This window comes from Lentzea alba (assembly GCF_047445655.1).
In the GTDB taxonomy this organism is placed as follows: domain Bacteria; phylum Actinomycetota; class Actinomycetes; order Mycobacteriales; family Pseudonocardiaceae; genus Lentzea; species Lentzea alba_A.
This window is the reverse complement of record NZ_JAJAEG010000045.1, coordinates 38,528-56,040: the sequence shown is the minus strand read 5'-3', so window position 1 is coordinate 56,040 and position 17,513 is coordinate 38,528. Positions and strand designations below refer to the sequence as shown.

General features: G+C 68.6%; 20 protein-coding genes and 1 pseudogene. 11 read left to right on the top strand and 10 right to left on the bottom strand.

What is annotated here, in order from left to right; translation table 11 throughout:
- Positions 1–62: 62 nt before the first annotated feature.
- Positions 63–2,840, top strand: coding sequence for a hypothetical protein (locus LFM09_RS45125; RefSeq protein WP_414102790.1), 2,778 nt, complete (start codon positions 63–65; stop codon positions 2,838–2,840).
- Here the strand turns inward: LFM09_RS45125 and vanX are convergent.
- The 4 genes from vanX to LFM09_RS45105 are packed head-to-tail and all read right to left on the bottom strand — an operon-like array spanning position 2,833 to position 6,449.
- On the bottom strand, positions 2,833–3,441 hold the full coding sequence (gene vanX, locus LFM09_RS45120) for a D-Ala-D-Ala dipeptidase VanX (RefSeq protein ID WP_414102789.1): 609 nt from the start codon (positions 3,439–3,441) through the stop codon (positions 2,833–2,835). The genes LFM09_RS45125 and vanX overlap by 8 nt on opposite strands.
- Positions 3,438–4,472: a D-alanine--(R)-lactate ligase gene (vanA, locus tag LFM09_RS45115; RefSeq protein WP_414102788.1), complete on the bottom strand. Its 1,035-nt coding sequence runs from the start codon at positions 4,470–4,472 to the stop codon at positions 3,438–3,440. The genes vanX and vanA overlap by 4 nt, the downstream gene beginning before the upstream one ends.
- Positions 4,460–5,452: a D-lactate dehydrogenase VanH gene (vanH, locus tag LFM09_RS45110; RefSeq protein WP_414102787.1), complete on the bottom strand. Its 993-nt coding sequence runs from the start codon at positions 5,450–5,452 to the stop codon at positions 4,460–4,462. Before vanH ends, vanA begins: the two co-directional genes overlap by 13 nt.
- A gap of 52 nt (positions 5,453–5,504) precedes the next feature.
- Positions 5,505–6,449: a helix-turn-helix transcriptional regulator gene (locus LFM09_RS45105; protein ID WP_414102786.1), complete on the bottom strand. Its 945-nt coding sequence runs from the start codon at positions 6,447–6,449 to the stop codon at positions 5,505–5,507.
- 60 nt (positions 6,450–6,509) lie between these two features.
- Here LFM09_RS45105 and LFM09_RS45100 point away from each other — a divergent pair, with 60 nt between their 5' ends.
- Positions 6,510–6,896 carry a RidA family protein gene (locus tag LFM09_RS45100; protein WP_414102785.1) on the top strand — a complete coding sequence of 129 codons (387 nt, stop codon included), beginning with the start codon at positions 6,510–6,512 and terminating at the stop codon, positions 6,894–6,896.
- A 28-nt stretch (positions 6,897–6,924) separates the two neighbouring features.
- Positions 6,925–7,491, top strand: a complete 567-nt coding sequence (locus tag LFM09_RS45095; protein ID WP_414102784.1) for a DUF488 family protein — start codon at positions 6,925–6,927, stop codon at positions 7,489–7,491.
- On the opposite strand, the gene LFM09_RS45090 is transcribed toward LFM09_RS45095, so the two are convergent.
- The 3 genes from LFM09_RS45090 to LFM09_RS45080 are packed head-to-tail and all read right to left on the bottom strand — an operon-like array spanning position 7,492 to position 9,769.
- Entirely contained in the window at positions 7,492–8,115 is a 624-nt protein-coding gene (locus LFM09_RS45090) for a response regulator (protein ID WP_414102783.1), read from the bottom strand.
- Entirely contained in the window at positions 8,112–9,206 is a 1,095-nt protein-coding gene (locus LFM09_RS45085; RefSeq protein ID WP_414102782.1) for a sensor histidine kinase, read from the bottom strand. The genes LFM09_RS45090 and LFM09_RS45085 overlap by 4 nt, the downstream gene beginning before the upstream one ends.
- A gap of 5 nt (positions 9,207–9,211) precedes the next feature.
- A complete protein-coding gene (locus LFM09_RS45080; RefSeq protein WP_414102781.1) occupies positions 9,212–9,769 on the bottom strand; it encodes a hypothetical protein in 558 nt (185 codons plus the stop codon).
- 461 nt (positions 9,770–10,230) lie between these two features.
- On the opposite strand from LFM09_RS45080, the gene LFM09_RS45075 reads away from it, so the two are divergent.
- The 3 genes from LFM09_RS45075 (at position 10,231) to LFM09_RS45065 (ending at position 12,101) form a co-directional block, all read left to right on the top strand.
- Positions 10,231–10,722, top strand: coding sequence for a hypothetical protein (locus tag LFM09_RS45075; protein ID WP_414102780.1), 492 nt, complete (start codon positions 10,231–10,233; stop codon positions 10,720–10,722).
- Positions 10,719–11,195 (top strand): RNA polymerase sigma factor, encoded by a 477-nt coding sequence (locus LFM09_RS45070; protein ID WP_414102779.1) that lies wholly within the window; start codon positions 10,719–10,721, stop codon positions 11,193–11,195. Before LFM09_RS45075 ends, LFM09_RS45070 begins: the two co-directional genes overlap by 4 nt.
- Positions 11,196–11,342: 147 nt before the next feature.
- A complete protein-coding gene (locus LFM09_RS45065) occupies positions 11,343–12,101 on the top strand; it encodes a hypothetical protein (protein WP_414102778.1) in 759 nt (252 codons plus the stop codon).
- Positions 12,102–12,143: 42 nt separating this feature from the next.
- Here LFM09_RS45065 and LFM09_RS45060 read toward each other — a convergent pair whose 3' ends face one another.
- Positions 12,144–12,602, bottom strand: a complete 459-nt coding sequence (locus LFM09_RS45060; RefSeq protein ID WP_414102777.1) for a hypothetical protein — start codon at positions 12,600–12,602, stop codon at positions 12,144–12,146.
- 213 nt (positions 12,603–12,815) lie between these two features.
- Between LFM09_RS45060 and LFM09_RS45055 the strand changes: the two genes are divergently transcribed.
- The 3 genes from LFM09_RS45055 to LFM09_RS45045 all read left to right on the top strand — a co-directional run bounded on the left by LFM09_RS45055 (position 12,816) and on the right by LFM09_RS45045 (position 15,405).
- Positions 12,816–13,985, top strand: coding sequence for a glycosyltransferase (locus LFM09_RS45055; RefSeq protein WP_414102776.1), 1,170 nt, complete (start codon positions 12,816–12,818; stop codon positions 13,983–13,985).
- Between the two features lie 188 nt (positions 13,986–14,173).
- Positions 14,174–14,377: a cold-shock protein gene (locus LFM09_RS45050; protein WP_030475722.1), complete on the top strand. Its 204-nt coding sequence runs from the start codon at positions 14,174–14,176 to the stop codon at positions 14,375–14,377.
- A 419-nt stretch (positions 14,378–14,796) separates the two neighbouring features.
- Positions 14,797–15,405, top strand: coding sequence for a hypothetical protein (locus LFM09_RS45045; RefSeq protein WP_414102775.1), 609 nt, complete (start codon positions 14,797–14,799; stop codon positions 15,403–15,405).
- 31 nt (positions 15,406–15,436) lie between these two features.
- On the opposite strand, the gene LFM09_RS45040 is transcribed toward LFM09_RS45045, so the two are convergent.
- Positions 15,437–15,658, bottom strand: a complete 222-nt coding sequence (locus LFM09_RS45040; RefSeq protein ID WP_414102774.1) for a hypothetical protein — start codon at positions 15,656–15,658, stop codon at positions 15,437–15,439.
- A gap of 121 nt (positions 15,659–15,779) precedes the next feature.
- Here LFM09_RS45040 and LFM09_RS45035 point away from each other — a divergent pair.
- Positions 15,780–15,910: pseudogene (locus LFM09_RS45035) on the top strand (integrase core domain-containing protein); the annotation flags it as partial.
- A 50-nt stretch (positions 15,911–15,960) separates the two neighbouring features.
- Here LFM09_RS45035 and LFM09_RS45030 read toward each other — a convergent pair.
- The gene (locus LFM09_RS45030; RefSeq protein ID WP_414102773.1) at positions 15,961–16,338 is read right to left on the bottom strand and encodes a sensor histidine kinase; all 378 of its coding nucleotides are present in this window, start codon (positions 16,336–16,338) and stop codon (positions 15,961–15,963) included.
- A 630-nt stretch (positions 16,339–16,968) separates the two neighbouring features.
- On the opposite strand from LFM09_RS45030, the gene LFM09_RS45025 reads away from it, so the two are divergent.
- Positions 16,969–17,496, top strand: coding sequence for a DUF6326 family protein (locus LFM09_RS45025; protein ID WP_414102772.1), 528 nt, complete (start codon positions 16,969–16,971; stop codon positions 17,494–17,496).
- Positions 17,497–17,513: the final 17 nt, after the last annotated feature.

Genomic DNA, 17,513 nt, shown 5'->3' with positions numbered 1-17,513 from the left:
CGTTTGGGGTTACAGCCGGACCTGGGGTGAGCTGCTGGCTGCCCCCGTCGGGCGGTTCTCCCGTGCCCGCGGACGAGCACGCGCACCCGCCGGGTTCCCCGGTCGCCGTCGGCCCGTCCGGCGCAGACCCGGAGGCGGCGACCAGGCAGCTCGCCTTGCTGGTGCGCCACGGGGTCGAGGCAGCCGGCGCCGGTGTCGACCTCGGTGGCGGCTTCACCTCGGCACGCCTGGCCGGCGCGCACGATGACCGGCGTGATGCCGTTCTCGCCGCACTTCGGGTCCTGGGCGCTGAGAACGCCCACCGCCTGGGCGACCGGACCGCGGTTCTGGTGGCGCTGTTCGGCCCCGCGGTCACCAAACGGGTCGGCGCGGCCGCACAGACCGCCGTCGCCGAAGAGCGTTGGGAGGCTTTGCTCCTGGCCTCGGCGGCGTCGGACCTCCTCGGCCCCGAGCAGCTGGAACAGGTGCTCGCCCTGCGCGCTCCGGACGGGATCTACCCGTTCCCGCGCGGCACGGCCTCCACGCTGGCCGACCACCTGTCCCGCGTGCTGGCGGGGTACCAACGACCGCGCCGGCTCACGTTGATCATCAGCCTGTGGGACCGCGTGTGCGAGCAGCTGATCGAGCAGCGACTCCGGGTGCGCCGAGCGAAGACGCAGACCCGCCTCGACCGCATCGACAAGCTCCGCGAGCGCCACCAGGTCCACCTCGACGAACCGCTCCTGGGTCGGCTGGGCCGGGAGTTCGCGGGAGGCGCGACACTCGCCGCCGCGGCGCGCTGGACACCACCGCCGACGTGGACCGCGCTGGAGGCCCGCTGGCTGCTGCACGACGCCATCGCGGCGACCGCGTTGCTGCGGTTCGCCGCGATGATGTCCGACGAGGACCTGGCGACCGCGGTGGAAGTGCACCTCGACGAACTGGTCGCGGCCGACGCCTGTCTGTCCGAAGAGGACCGCGCCAAGGCCGCCCGCCGCCCGGAAGGCGCCTACAGCCACCCGGCCCGACCGGGCAACTACGTCCACCAGCTCGTCCAGACGCTGAGCCAGGACCGGCCGATCACCCAGAAGACCGAGACGTACGTGCAGATCCGCGTCGCCATGGCCCGCAACTACGGCGTGGTCGTGTTCGACGCCGCGCAGGAGCTGCTCCGCGGCGTGTACGACGAGCCGCTGCGCAACTGCTGGGACACCTGCCAGCCGTGGCAGGTGCCCAACCTGCGGACCTGGCGCGACGCAATGGGTTTCTACCGCCCGCCGAGCACGTGGGAACAGCCACCGGTGCGGGACGCGAACTCCGGCGCCCCGACCAGGACGCTGGCCGAGCGGCTCGCCGCCGAGCCCACCGCGGACCCTGCCTCCGTCGAGACCCCGCACGACCTGCTGTGGTTCGCCGACCTGGCCGACGCGCTCGCGTGGTTCCACGGCCGCAACAACGCCAAGGTGCGGCACGAACTCCCGGTGCCGTCACTGGAGTACGACGCACCGCCACCGGCTGCCGCGGTGTCGGTGCCGCTCGCGGCCGCCGGCGTCGCGCAGCTCGTCATGTTCGGGGCCACCCCGCCACCGCGCTGCTCCAGCTGGCGAGAGCTGGCGAACGGCGTCAAGGCGGACGTCCTGATCTCCGAGGCCGGCACCGGTGTGTTCCCGATCCCGCCGGAACTGTCCGATGTGGACCAGATGACCGTGGCCGGCCTCACCGTGGAGCTGGGCCTGGAGCCCAGGCAGCTGGCCGGGTGGTCCGGCTACATGGGCAACTGCATCGGCGAGTCCTGGTACGCCGCCAAGGCGCGCAAGGGCAACTGCGTGCTGATGGCGTTGCGCGAAGGACCCGACGGCCGGATCGTCGCCAACCTCGACATCCGCCGCCACCTCGGCGGCTGGCAGATCTACGAGCTGCGCGGCAGGTTCAACGACGATCTCGAACCCGAGCTGGAAAAGCAGATCAAGCAGTGGGTGCACAGCCTCCCGGCGCCCATGCCTCCTGCGCCCGAACCCCTGCTGCCGGTACCTCCGGTGCGAGCACGGGGCGGCTCGGGGCGCCGTTCTGCCGCAGGACGTATACCCGCCGAGCTCACCGCCGAGCTCATCGTTGCGGTGGAACAGGAACTGGCCAGTGCTCCAGCCGTGTCCGCACGACGTGTGCACGCTCGCCTGGCGCGCGGCCTCGGGCGCCCTGGGCAACCGGCCGACTTCGAACCGGATGCCGCCGTCATCGCGTTGAAACGCCTGGATCCAGCCGACCACACCGAGCTGCTTCGCACGGCCCTCGATGCCGGGCTCAGCGCCAAAACCCTGTGGCAGGCAACGCGTGTTCGACCGCTCGCCGCCGCGGTGGGCCGGCTGGATCCGGAACTGCGCTCATACGACCGTCTCGACACCCTCACCGAGGGCTCACCCCTGCCGCGCACGCTGCGCGCCCTCGTCCGCCGTCCGGAGATCGCCCCGGCCCACGCCATGGACGTGGTGGCCAGGGCGGTCCGCACGGCCATCGGCGACCTGCTCGGCGATCTCGCTCTGGCGCGTTCGGTCGCACACCACCCCTCGACCGACCTGGTGTGCGCCCTGGCGATCGCGACCACCTGCTCGACGTCCACAAAGGACGGCTCGGTGCAGGTGACCGCGCCTCGTGCGACGACGGTCCCCGGCTTTCCGGCCAGTGACCTGTCGGACGAGAACGGCCCCTGGCAACGCGCCCTGCCCGCCACGGCCGAGCTGGGCGTACCGGTGGACCAGTTCTGGCACCGCATCGCCGAGCACGGCCTCCTCGTCCCGGAAGCGTTGCTGGACAAGGGCGGCTGGCCGGCCCTCTGGCGTCGCGCTCACCGATCGGCTACCTGATCGGGAAGTCGAAGTAGGTGTCCGGGAAGGGCTCGTCCTTCAGCGTGTAGTGCCACCACTCGCTGTCGTACCGGCTGAACCCGCAGGACTCCATGACGGAACAGAGGTGCTGCCGGTTCCTCTCCTCGGCCGGCGTGATCCCGGCTGCCCCGTGGTGGGAGATCGAGTCCATCAGGTCGTGGTCACCGCCCATGGCGGCGAGCTCACCGGTGGCCAGGTGGTACAGCGTCAGGTCGACGGTGCTGCCCCGGCTGTGCCCCGACCTGGCGGCCACATATCCCTGCTCGAACATGTCGGGCCGGTCGATGTTCGGGTAGTGACGCTGCTTGGTCCGGCCGTCCTCCGGCTGCTCCGACCACCGCAGGAAGCTGTCCACCGCCCGTTGTGGGCGATAGCCGTCCCACAGCACCAGGCCGAACCCGAGGGACGCGGCCTTCTGCTGCGCGTCCTCCAGCGCCGCACACAGATCCCGGGTGCCGACGATCCGGTTCGCCAGGTACCCGTCGACCGGCTTGCCGGTGAAGTTGTCCCACGTGGCGTACTTCGCGTCCCAGCGCATCCCGGGAACGAACTCGTCGACGTAGACGAAGCCGGTGTTCATCGAACCGGCCCCCTCACCGCCAGCGCCACGATCCGGTCGATCACCTCGCCGAGCGGCAGTCCGGCCGCCGCCATCATCCGCGGGTAGCGGCTGTAGGAGGTGAGCCCTGGCAACGTGTTGACCTCGTTGAGGACGACCGTGCCGTCGTCTTTGAGGAACAGGTCCACCCGCGCGAGCCCGCGGCATCCCAGGGCGCGGTAGATGACCTTCGCGGTGTCCTGCACCAACCGCCGCGACTCCGCCGGGATGTCGGCGGGGACGATGAACGTCGAGTTCTCCGAGCCGCTCTCCGGTTCGTCCTCCTGGTGGATCCGGAAGAAGCCGTGTGACAGCGCGACCCGGTCCACCTCACCGGTGACCAGGTCCGGCCCGTTCGCCAGGACGGCACAGCCGATCTCCTCGCCGGCCACGGCCTGCTCGATCAGCACCTTCGAGTCGTACTGGGCCGCCGCCCGCACCGCCCGCGGCAGGTCTTCCTCACGCTCCACCTCGCTGACGCCGAAGGACGACCCCGAACGGGCCGGCTTCACGAAGACGGGATACGTGAACCGGCCGGGATCGACGTCATCCGCCGTGACCGTCCAGAAGTTCGGCGTGGCGACCCCCGCGTCCCTGGCGACCGCGTACGTGAGCGACTTGTCCATGCACAGCGCGGAACTCTGGACGTCGCAGCCCGCGTAGGGAATCCCGGAGAGCTCCAGCAGGCCCTGGATCGCCCCGTCCTCACCGAGCTTGCCGTGCAGCACCGGCAACACGACGTCGAGGCTGACCGTCTCGTACTTGCCCTCGTCCAGCACCAGCAGGCCACGGGTGCCGCGGTCCGGTGACAACACCGCCGGGCTGCCGTCCTCGTCCCAGCCCTCGGCGGGGCCGTCGCAGAGCCTCCAGGAACCGCTTTCGGTGATGCCGAGGTAATGCGGTTCGTACTTCTCCAGGTCGAGGTGCTTCGCGACCTCGCGCGCCGATTTGACGGAAACAGGGTGCTCCTCGGAACAGCCCCCGAACAAGATCCCGATCTTCAGCCTGTCCACTGCTTCCCACTTTCGAATTTCAGGCAGTTGATGATGGAGTTTTCAACGGTGTCGCTCAGCGCGTGGTCCGTGTAGTACGCGGTGTGCGGAGTGATGAGCACATTCGAAAGTTCTTGCAACCGCAGCAACAAGTCGCTCTCGATGCGCTTGTTCCGGCAGTCGGCGTAGAAGATCCCCTCTTCCCCTTCGAGGACGTCCAACGCCGCCCCGCCCAACCGCCCGCTTTCCAGTGCGCGGGCCAGCGATTCCGTGTCGATGAGCGAGCCGCGTCCGGTGTTCACGATGAAAGCACCGTGTTTCATCTGCTCGATGCGCCGGCGATCAATGAGGTGATGTGTGTCCGCGTTGAGCGGCGTGTGCAGCGTGACGACGTCGCTCTGCTTCAGCAGCTCGTCGAGCGGAACGTGGTCCACGTCGACCTGCCGCCTGCGGTCGTGGGCGACCGTCCGGCAACCGAACCCCCGCAACCTGTCCACCACCGCGGACCCGATACGCCCTGTTCCCACCACGCCGACGGTGAGATCCCGCAGCTCCTTGCCCCGCACGTCGCTCAACCGGTAGTCGTGCACGTCCGCCCGCCGAATGACGGCCTTGGCGTTCCTGATGGCCATCAACATCAGCATCAGCGTGTAGTCGGCCACGCTGTCAGGCGAATAGGCGACAGTCCCCACTTCGATTCCGACGCTCTTCGCGTACTCCAGGTCGATGTGGTTGCACCCGACGCTCCTGGTCGAGATGTACTCCACCCCGGCCCGGCCGAGCGCACGAAGAACAGAATTGTCGATCCGGTTCTTGTGCCCCACACTGACACACCGGTCCCCCACCGCCAGCTCGGCGTTGAACTCGGACACCGGCGCGTTGACAATGGTCAGCTTCACCCCGAACCGCGGCGCCATGACCCGGAACAGAGCGGCCTCATCCCGCCCACATCCGTAGATCGTGATCCCCGTAGCCGGAACAACCGATTCCCCGTCGGACATGCCCCACATTCAAGGCGTCACGACGTTGCCGACCCGTATGCGAATCTCGATACTAAGACGATATGTACCGTTCGACGATCACGGCCGCGCGATTGTACAGAAATTCCCGCAACGACTGCGGCGCCAAAACCTCCGCATCCACCCCGAGCTGCCACAGCGCCCACCCGGCGTGCCGCGAGTCCTGAAAAGCCACCTCCAGCCGCAGCCACCCGTCCGCGTCAGGCTGCTCAGCCCGCACGGCCACCACAGCACCCAGCAACTCTTCCCGTCGCTCCGGACGCACCCTGACGAGCACCACGATGTGCCCGTCAGCCAAGAACCGCGCACACCGCTCCCGCCACACCCGCTCCAGGTCGACCTTCCCCGGCCGCTGCGCAGGCTCAGCCAGTTCCTGAGCGGCCAGCACCCGCGACAACCGGTAGGTCCGATCCGCCCCGCCGCGCGTGGCCAGCAGGTACCCCCGATCCCGCACGGTCACCAGCCCGATCGGATCCACCGTGCGCCACAACGGTTCCTGCCCCGTGGCCGCGTAGTGGATCCGCAACTTCCGCCCACCGAGCACCGCCCGCCGAACCTCGGCCACAGCCGCGCCGGACACCTCCTCGACCACCGCCCGCCGGGACAGCAGATCCGTCTCCGGCTCGACCAGAAACCGTTGCGCCGCATCACCAGCCGCAACCCGATGCCCCTCGGGCAACGCATCGACCACCTTGCGCAGCGCCGACGCGAGCTCACCCTTCCCGGCCCCCGCCACCAGCACGGCGATCGCCTCGTCCTGGTTCAGCCCGGTGAGCTCGGTCCGAAACCCAGGCAACAACGCAAACCCGCCATGCCGCCCACGTTCGGCATAAACCGGCACCCCAGCCGCAGACAACGCCTCGATGTCCCGCAGCACCGTCCGCGTGGACACTCCCAACTCACGCGCCAGTGCGGTCGCAGTCAGCTGCCCGCGCTGGCGCAACAACAACACCAGCGACACCAACCGGTCAGCGCGCATGCGAGAACTCTGCCAGAAAACATGACCAAGGATGTCGTGATTAACCGGCAGGCTCACCCCATGGAACGAACACCGATCAACCCGTGGCCGTGGTCGCTGAACCTGGGCTACAACCAGGGCGAACTGGTATCCGGCCAGGCCCGGACCCTCTACCTCTCCGGCCAGGCCGCGATGAGCGCAGACGGCGAACCCCAGCACGCCAACGACATGCCCGCCCAGCTGACCCTGAGCCTCGACAACATGGAAGCCGTCCTGGCCGAGGCCGGCATGACCCTGGCCAACCTGGTGCGCCTCAACGTCTACACAACCGACGTCGACCTGCTTTTCCAGCACTACGGCGTCCTGGCCGCCCGCCTGGGCGGCACCCCGACCACCACCATGCTCGGCGTGGCCCGCCTAGCGCTCCCCGACCTGCTGGTCGAACTGGAAGGAACAGCCGTAGCGTGACCCGTCCGAGCAGCAGGCAGGAGGTCCGATGCGCGAAATGGTGACAGTCGGCGTCTACGGCTTCACCGCCGAGTCGTTCGTGCAACGCCTGCACCAAGCAAACGTCCGCCTGCTGCTCGACGTACGCCAACGCCGAGGCGTCCGCGGCCCCGCGTACGCCTGGGCGAACTCTCTCCGTCTACAAGAGATCCTCGCCCAGGCCCAGATCGCCTACGAACACCACCCCGAGCTGGCCCCGACCACCGAACTGCGCCATCTCCAGTACGCGGAGGACGACCGCCAGGGCGTGGGCAAACGCTCACGCCACGAGCTGGCCCCGGCGTACATCCGCCGCTACACCACCGAGATCCTCGACCACGCCGACCTCGACCAGATCCTGCGCGGCACCGGAACCGCGGCCCTGCTGTGCGTCGAACGCGACCCCGAAGCCTGCCACCGCTCGCTGATCGCCGAACGCCTGACCTCGCAACACGGCACGAACCCGCAGAATGGGCAAGGCTTCTGTGGTGAAGAAGCAGCAGGATCGGTCCAGACCCTGTGCAGACACGACGAAGGCCGCACCGGATCCCGGTGCGGCCTTCGTCGTTCTCCCTGATCAGACCAGCCCGTGCGACTGCGCGTAGAGCGCAGCCTGGGTGCGGTCGCGCAGCCCGAGCCTGCCGAGGATGCGGGAGATGTGGTTCTTCACCGTGCCCTCCGACAGGTACAGCCGCTCGGCGATCTCCCGGTTGGTGGCACCGCCGGCAACCAACCGCAACACCTCGACCTCCCGCACGGTCAACGGTTCACGGTGGCCGTCCGACCGGTCCAGCACCGCCGCGAGCCGTGCCGCAGCAGCCGGGTCGAACTGGGCCACACCGGCCGCGGCGAGCTTCACCGCCGCCGCCAACTCCTGCGACGGCAAGTCCTTGAGCAGATACCCGGTCGCGCCCGCACGCAACGAGCGCACGACGTAATCCTCGTCGTCGAACGTCGTCAGCATGACCACCTTGCAGGCAGGCGCGCGCCGACGCAGCAACGCCACCGCCTCGACCCCGTCGATCCCCGGCATCCGCACGTCCATCAGCACCACGTCCGGCGCCAGCGTCACCGCCTGCTCCACGGCCTCGTGCCCGTCCGCAGCCGTACCGACAACCTCGATGCCGGGCTGCAGCCCCAACAACGACGCGATGCCCTCACGGATCAACCGCTGGTCGTCAACGACCAGCACGCGCGTCACAGCGCCCTCACCGCGGGAATCGTCACGGTCAGCTTCGTACCAGCCGGCGAACTCGCGAGCTCGACCCGCCCACCGGCCAGCGCGACCCGTTCCCGCATCCCGAGCAACCCGAACCCCTCCGTCGCCGCACCCATCCCACGGCCATCATCAGCCACGGTGAGCCGGGCCTGTTCAGCATCAAGCTCAACCGCAACGTCAATCGACGTGGCAGCAGCATGCCTCCGCGAGTTCGTGATGCCCTCCTGCGCGGCCCGGTACAGCGCGTGCAGGGCACCGGTGCCGTGCCCGTTGGGCGAACCGCTGACCGTGAGCGTCACATCTCCTTGCCCCGCAACAAGTTCGTCGAGCGCGGCCAACAGGTGGAACGAGCGCAACGACCGCACCGACTCCCGCACCTCCCCCAACGCCCGCCGCGCCGACCTCTCGGCATCGAGCACCGCAGCCTTCGCCGTGGCCGGTTCCCGATCATGAAACGCCGCAGCCTTCTCCAGCAACACCACGATCGCCGTCAGATGGTGCCCGAGGTCGTCGTGCAGATCCCGAGCCACCCTCGCCCGCTCAGCCGCCGCCGACAACTCCGCAACCGTCCGATGCGACTCCTGCAACCGAATCCGCCCGTCGCGCTCCCGCACCGCCACCGCCGCCATCGCAACGGCGAGCACCAGCCCAACGGTGAACATCACCAGATCCGAAACCCGCTCCACGTCGGCGTACCACCCCGGCGTGCTGACCACCGCGACCGCCAAACACACCGCAGCCAACCAGACCGCAGCGTTCCGCCCGAACGCGAAGTAAGCAGTGAACGGCAACAACACCAACAACAACCGCGCCAGCCCAGACCCGTCCACGTAAGCCACCGCCACGTACAAACCGGCCCGCAACACCAACAACCCAGCCGCCACCGACTTGGGCGTGCGCACCGGATAACGCCGGTACTCGACCAAGTCCACGACCACCAACACCACCAGCCCACCCACCAACAGCGGCAACCTGGTGACCCCAAGCCCGAAGACCGCGGCGCACACCCCCGCGACCAGCACCGCGGCACACATCAACGGCGAAACCCAAGGCGCCGGTCGCGAGGTGGACATGCCGCTCAGGCTAGTGCCGAACGAGCCGGCCACACCGCCACCGACAACCAGCCCAACACCACTGCGGCGGCAACGTGCATCAACGCCGACCACACCGTGTCCGGCAACGCCGCGAACACTGCCAGCAACGCAAAGCTGATCCCATATCCCCAAGCCGGCACAGCGGGAAACACCTTGGCCCGCACCATCGACACCCCGAACAACACCGAGCCGACCACGAACACCAACGAGGCCACCTTCAACACCACGTTCGTGAGCACCGGGGTCTGCTCCTGAAAGAAGATCACCAGGTTCAACGCGAACGCCACCCCGGTGAACAACCCGACCCCGAGCAGGTTCAACGCGAACGCGAACGCCCCGAACCGCCCCGACCGGTGCGCCTGATGGCCGTGAAACGCCACCACCGCAGGCGCCCCGAACGCCGCCCCCAGCCCGATCACCAGACTGGTCACCGCCGTCTCCCCGGTGAACGCCTCAACCGCTCCAGGCACCCCGATGGACAAGGCGAGCACAACCCCGCACACCGCACCGAACCTCGGCAAGAAAACCCTGTCATCCGTCACACCATCGACGCTATGAGCGCGGCACCGTGCGCCGAAGTCCCCACCGGCCACTTCGAACGCCGAAGGTCATGCGGCGAAGGGTGCCGATCGGCACGTGCCCAACGGCGAACAGCGCACCAACCTGCGCCACCCGAACAGCGTCAGCCCTCGTCGTGACGCCGAGCTCGGCCACGAGCTTGTACAGGGTAGTTGCGCACGGTCCCCGGAGCCAGGTGAGCCTCGCGCGGCAAGAACCGGATCCACGTACCTCACCCCTTTGCGGACACGGCGGATCAGCTCGGCAAGGGCGCTGCGGTCCACTTCTTTTGCACGAACGCCCTTGCACCACTCTCCAACGCCTTCTTGAGATGTCCGGGGCGGGCGAGCCGCGTTGATGACGCACCGCGCAGCAACGTTGGTAAGCGCTTTCCGGAATCCGGTCATCCGGCCTGTTCAGCACCGTCGCGCACGACCTGCTGCTCGTGCCGACCGACGCCGACAACTGGATGTGGGACGGCGGCTCGAACACCAACAACTTCACCAAGCGGGTGGACGGCCGGGCGGAGGCGCGACCGGGCTTCACGGTGTGCCAGTCGGGCTCCACGAGCGGCGCGGTGTGCAACATCCGCAACAGGACGGAGACCGCGCACGAGGTCTGCGGCATCGACGTGTACGGCAACCGGAAGTGCTACAACGACCTGTTCGTCGCGGAGCACGTCGACCCGAACACGATCGCGTGTCGCGGCGGGGACAGCGGAGGCCCCGTCTTCACGCTGGTGGGCAGCAACGCGGTGACTGCGGGGGCACGGTCACCGCCTGCGGCGGGAGGTTCATGGCCTACCAGGACTTCACGACCGCGGTACGGGACTTCGGCATCACGCCGATCACCTGACCACTCCTCCACCAGGGGCTCCGGAGAAATCCGGTGCCCCGACCCAACCGAACGCGCGTCCAGCGGGGTAGATCCAGTATGAAGACCGTGTCCGACCGCGAGGAGTTCGCCGGGTGGGTCTCGCCGCATCTCGCGGCGATGGCTCGGCTGGCCGCGCGGCTGGCACCCGACGCGGACCGCGACGACGTCGTCCAGGAAGCACTGGTCCGGGCCTGGCTGAAGCGCCACCAGTTCGACCCGCAGCGAGGCACACCCTCCGCACGGCTGCTGGCGATCACCGCCGACCAGGCCGGCAAGGCCAGGTCGCGAGCAAGCCGCCGCCTGGCCCCGGTCCCGAACGAGCCGGCTTCCGCGAACCACGACGACGACCTGCACCTGCGGCAAGCGCTGGACCGGTTGACCGACCGCCAACGCCTGGCCGTGGACTGCGTCCACTACGTCGGCCTGACGGTGACCGAAACCGCCGCCGTCATGCGCTGCGCCGAGGGCACGGTGAAATCCACGCTGGCTGACGCTCGCGCCGAGCTGCGTGTCCTGCTGGAGGTGGCCGAATGACCGATCCCGTGGACGAACTCCTCCGTGAAGCCGGCGCCCGCTGGCAAGCCGCGCAACCACCACACCCCCGCCCAGACACAACCCGCTGGCGAACTCGTCGTTGGCCACCCACAGCCGTGGCGGCGAGCGTGGTTCTCGTAGCCGCAGGTGGCGTCTACGCGCTGCCCCCCCGCTGAACCCGCACCGTTCGGCGTCGCGACCGCGTCGTCGCTCGTGGTGCGCGACGGCACCGAGGTCGAGGCGACCGGCCGCGTCGCCGACACCCCGATGCGTTTCTGCGCCCCGGCCCTCACCACCCCGATGTACGCAGACACGTGCCACATCAACGTGCCGATCACCGGCCTCTCCACCGCGCCCGAAGGCATCGTGCGCTTGCGCGGCATCTGGAAGGCCGGCGTGCTGGAGGTCCGCGAACGCCTGGACCCGCTACCGGATCCCGCGAGGAGCTGGGCCACCCCGTGCGCACCACCGGAGGGCGGCTGGCGCACAGGACAGGCCGACGGCGAGGAACTGCACCACTACGTCCTCGACGAGCACCCCGAACAGTTCCGCAGGCCGTGGGCGTCGTTCCCGGACGGTCAGGCCGGCGTCGACGTGCTCGTGGTGGAGGTGGTCGCCGGCGACGTACAAGCAGCCGGCCACGAACTGAAGTCCCGCTACAACGGCAACCTCTGCGTCGTGGACGCAACCGGCAAGCCAAGCCTCAAGGACCAGAAAGGCATCCGTGACGCGGTGATCGAGCCGTTGCGCGCCATCATGCGGGACGAGGCGAACGGCGTCTACGGACTCGGCGGCACGGACACCGTCCAAGTCGACCTGCTGATGCTCACACCCGCGCTGGCCGACCGATTCGCACAGATCAGCCCAGCGCTGGAGCTGCGCCCGTGGCTACGCCCCGTGAGCTGACGCGCCGATCACGAGCCGCTCGTCGACCGAGGACCGCCCGAGTCACTTGGTCTTGCCGGAGCTTCTGAGGTCCTCGAGGATCTGGTACGCCGCGTCTTTCACGTCGTCGTTGATCGTCACCTCGTAGACCGCAACGCGCGCCACCCATCGCCCAGCCACGCCACGCACGATGAACCTTCCGCCACCAGGAGAAGTGACCGAACACGACTTGTCCGACGCGTCCCACTCACGGCTGTGGCACTCGACGGCAGCCTGCTGGTCCGCGATGTCCTGGCTGGGATAACCGATGAGACCGATGTCGAGCACCACACGACCGTCCCGCACAGAGACCGTGCAACTCTCCGCGCGTTCAGAGACGACTTCGGAGACCTCAAGCCCCTGAGCGATGACCGCCACAGGCTCCGGCTTCACAAGATCAGGACAACCCGACTTGACCTTGTCCGCAAGCCCTGCGGGTACCTCGACACCGCACGCAGCGACAGTGGTGAGCACGAGCGCCACGAATCCGATTCCGCAGCATCTCCACGCGCGCAGGACACGACCCTGCGCCTCCCCAAGGCGTCTCAAAGCAAACTCCCCCACATCGACTCACGAACGATCGACAGCTAACGCAGCCCCCGCACGGTCACATCCTGCTCCACTGAGGCGCCACACCACCCCTCGATCAGTCGAAGCTTGTGCCAGTATCCGATTGAGCGAGTCTGGGGGAATGTCATGCGCGTGTTGCTGGCGACGACGGCCAACAACGGTCACTTCGGTCCGATGGTGCCGTTCGCCGATGCCTGTCTGCGGGCCGGGCACGATGTGCTCGTCGCGGCGCCGGAGTCGTTCGCGGGGGTTGTCGAGCGTGCCGGGCATCAGCTCTGGCCATGCCCCGACGTCGAGCCGGACGAGTGGGCCGCGCTCCACGCGAAGTTCCTGGCGGCGGAACCGGACAAGCGCAACGAGACCATGGTGACGCTGGGCGCGGAGCTCGCCGCCCGGTCGATCATGCCGGGAATGCTGGCCGCGCTGGACGAGTGGCGGCCGGACGTCGTCCTGCGGGAGATCGGTGAGCTGGGCTCGGCCATCGCCGCCGAGCTGCGCGGGGTGCCGCAGGTGCAGATGCTGATCGGGCTCGACAAGTTCGTCGACTTCACCCTCCCGTTGGCCGCGCGGGCGCTCGTGGCGTACCGCGAGTCGCTGGGGCTCCTGGGCGATCCGAACGGTGAAAACCTGCACCGCACATCGTCGTTCAGTCTGTTGCCGCCGTCGCTCGAGGTGCCGCGCGCACAGGCCGGCCCGGAGGTCCACCGTTTCCGCGTGCCCGCCGCCAGCAGCGCACCGCTGCCCGACTGGTGGGCAAACGACGACGCACCGCTCGTGTACGCCACGTTCGGCACGGTGGCTGCGGGCGTGCCCTTCGCAGCGGCCGCGTTCCGCACGGTCGTCGAGGCACTCGCCGAACTACCGGTGCGGGTGCTGGTCACGGTCGGCGACAGCGGCGACCCGTCGACCTGGCCCGCGCATGCGCCGAACGTGCACATCGAACGATGGGTGCCACAGCAGGACGTCCTCCTCCACGCGGCGGCGATGGTGTGCCACGGCGGCACCGGGACCGTGCTCGGCGGACTCGCGGCCGGGGTGCCGATGGTGGTGGTGCCGCAGTTCGCGGACCAGCCGGACAACGCGGAGCGGGTGGCGGCCGTCGGCGCCGGGATCAGTGTCGGCGGCGGGGAAACGGCGCCTGCCACGGCCGAGGAGGTGCGGGCCGCCGTGACCAGCGTGCTCACCGAACCGTCCTACCGGAAGGCGGCGGGTGCGACGGCCGAGGAGATCGCCGCCCTGCCTCCGGTCGACGAGGCGGTGAGCTTCCTGGCGAAGCTCACGGGTGCCGGCGGCTGACCGATCTCACACCCGCGAGTCAGCGAGCGAAGGCCCAACGGTGTAGCGTGATGCTGTCTGTCATGGTTCCGAAGTACTTGTCGCCCGTGATCACAGGTCACGGGCGTTTTGCTGTTCAGCGTCCTTCGGTCGTGGCGGACACCCGGCCCCGCACAGTGCGGGTGCCACATTCATGCTTGGAGTGCACCATGGCCACCGGAACCGTCAAGTGGTTCAACGCTGAAAAGGGCTTCGGCTTCATCGAGCAGGACGGTGGCGGCGCCGACGTCTTCGCCCACTACTCGAACATCGCCGCTCAGGGCTTCCGTGAGCTCCAGGAAGGCCAGAAGGTCTCCTTCGACATCACGCAGGGCCAGAAGGGCCCGCAGGCGGAGAACATCGTCCCCGCCTAGTTTTCTGTCGCCTGCCGCTGACCCACCAGCGGCACGCACGGACCACAGCAGAGCCCGGCCGGATGATCCATCCGGCCGGGCTTTGTCGCACACGGACGTCCCACAGCAGGCATCCGCTGGCCGTTACTCGCTGAGCACTGTCCGCGAATGTCGACACCGCTCGACTCGGCGGTGCACAGCGCGGGCTTCCTCGATCCCTGCCGCTCGGCCGTTGTCGAAGCACCTGGGGCTACCGACGGCCCCTGTCGATCGCCAAGATCCAGGACGCCTGGGCTGCGCTCCGCGATCAGGCGTCGCGGCGTCGAGGACCGTGGACGTCCGATGATCGGCGAGCGGTGGGCTCGAGGCGGTCGTAGGGTCGATGGCTACGCAAGCCCGGCCACCAGCGGCCGGGGTGCAGCGGGATCGGGAGGTTCACCATGTTTGTGCAGGTAGTGCAGGGCAAGGTGTCCGACGCCGAGCGATTGCACGCCCAGTTGGACAAGTGGATGCAGGACCTGGCCCCTGGAGCGACGGGGTGGCTGGGTTCGACCTGCGGCGTGACCGACGATGGCACCTGCGTGTGCTTTGTCCGGTTCGACACGCCTGAGCACGCCCGCGAGAACAGCGACAGGGCGGAGCAGGGTGCCTGGTGGGCGGAGACGTCCACGTTGTTCCCGCAAGGCGCGGAGTTCCTCGACAGCGAGCGGGTCACCGAGGACACGCCGGGCGACCCGACGAGAGCCCAGTTCGTGCAGATCATCGAAGGGCGCGCGACCGACGCGACCAGGGGCCTGGAGCTGACCATCGAGAACTCGGACAAGTGGGCCGAGTACCGGCCGGACATCCTCGGCAGCGTCGGCGTCAACTTCACCGATGGCCGGTACGCCATGGAGATGTTCTTCACCAACGAGGCCGACGCGCGCAAGGGTGAGCAGAAGGAGCCGCCCCCGGAGCTCAAGGCCCAGATGGACGAGATGCAGGCACTGGCGGCGGAACCCCCGAAGTTCTTCGACCTCAAGAACCCCTGGATGTACTCACCGCGCTGAAACCGCTCGGGGTGAGGCACAATCCGGCGCCTCACCCCAGAACCCTCTGCGGCACAGCCACAAGACCTGGCTCATCGCCGGCGGCGCACCCGAGATCGCCCAAGCACGACGCCTCGGACGCCATCTCCCGAATCGCGTCACCGAGGTCTACTCCCACGTCGCACCCGAAGTGGAACTCCGACTCCTCAACGATCTCCAACGCCGCTGGCACGAAGCCGACCTGAACGTCCGAACGCACCGGAGCCTGCAGCACGCCACGTCTCCGGACCACTTGCCGCACAACCAAATCCACCGCCTCTCACACCGTTGGCGGGAGGGGCGCGATGATCAGCCAGTCCAGCGGTCGGTGCGACGATCAAGCTGGAGAGTTCTGCTCCTTCAACGGTCGCCTGCGCGACGAGTGCCTCAACATCCACCTGCTCTGGTCCTGACCCACGCCAAGGTCACCATCGGCGACTGGAAGGAGAAGTACAACCACGACCGGCCGCACTCGTCGCTGGGCTACCAACCCGGTCCGGACCAAGTCCTGGTCGTCGGCCACGGCAACACGGATGCTCATCCCAACGCCTCCACCGGCAGCACGGCCTCGACCACCCAGCCACCCTCGGGCCCCGGCCCCGCGGAGAGCGATCCGCCGAGGAGCTGCGCGCGTTCGGCCATGCCCCGCAGCCCGAACCCGAGCTCCGGGGCCGGCCCCGGCTCGGTCTGTCCATCGTCGCTGACACGCAGCCAGACGGTGTCGCCCTCCCGGCGTACGTCGATCCCGACGCGCGTCGCGCTCCGGGCGTGCCGTACGGCGTTGGTCAGCGACTCCTGCGCGAGCCGATGGAGCGCGGTGTCCACGGGTCGTGCCAGCCGAGTCGACGAACCGACCAGCGAGACCTCGACGGTGGGCGTCGCGTCGGCGCGCGCCAGAGCAGGCAGGTCCGCCACACCCAGCTGCGGTGAGCAGGCGACGGCTTCCTCCTCCCGCGAGGGCGACGAACAACAGCAAGAGGACGCTCCCGCCGAAAACGTCGACCAAGCCCGCAGAGGAGGCGTACATCCCCAGCGCGACGACGACTGTCACGAACGCCGTCCCCAAGACCATCTCCCCGTCCCGAGCCCCACCGCACCAGCGAGTAGAGCAGGATCAGGACGGACATCGTGGAGTAGAGGCCGAGGTCCCCGGCGTGCGCAGTCAGCTGGAGGACCGAGAGCAGCCCGGCGACGCCCCACCCGACCAGGGCGGCCGTCAGGGGGCGGCCCTGCCGCCAGAGCAGGGCAGGCACCAGCGCCAGGGCGAGCACCATCACAAGGGGTGGCCAGGCGAAGCCCGGCCGAGCGATGCCCTCGACCAAGGCGGCCGCCGCGACCACGCCCACCAGCAGCCAGTCGAGCCGACCAATGGGCGTCAGCAGGCCGCGGCTCACGCCAGACGGAGCGCCGGACAGTGACCGCGGCCCCAGCGTAGGGATCGGCGCACCTCGGCGTACCCGCCGAAAGAACGAGAGAGAGACCGTGCCATCGGCCAGGCGAACCCCAGCCTCCGGGCGGAGGCGCCCGCCGCCGGGCTCGGCGATCGTGGATCTACCGATCCTCACCACGACAACGGAGCCCATGATGAGAACACGTCAACCCACCACCACACTGGAAGACCAGCGGATCCCGGTGAGAGCCAAGCTCGCCGCAACGTGGACGAGCTTCATGTTCCTGTACGCCTACGTGGACATTCTCAACTTCTTCACGCCCGGCGTCATCAAAGACATCCTCGAGGGCAAGGTCTTCGAGTTCGACCTCTCCCAGACCTTTTCGACCACGGCGCTGACCCTCGTGGCCATCCCGATCTTCATGGTCGTGCTGTCGATGACGCTGCCCGCCCAGGCGAACCGCATCACCAACCTCACCGTCGCCTCGCTCTACGTCCCCGTCACGGCATTCAACGCGGTGGGCGAGTCCTGGCTGTACTTCTACGGCCTTGGCATCGCACTGGAATTGACCCTTCTCGCCCTCATCGTGCGGTATGCCTGGACCTGGTCCCGCACCGCACCGTCGGCGACCGTTGCGACTAGCCCGGACCGTGAAACCGTTCGCGCCCAACAGCAAGCGTGAACCCAAGAGCAGTCCCC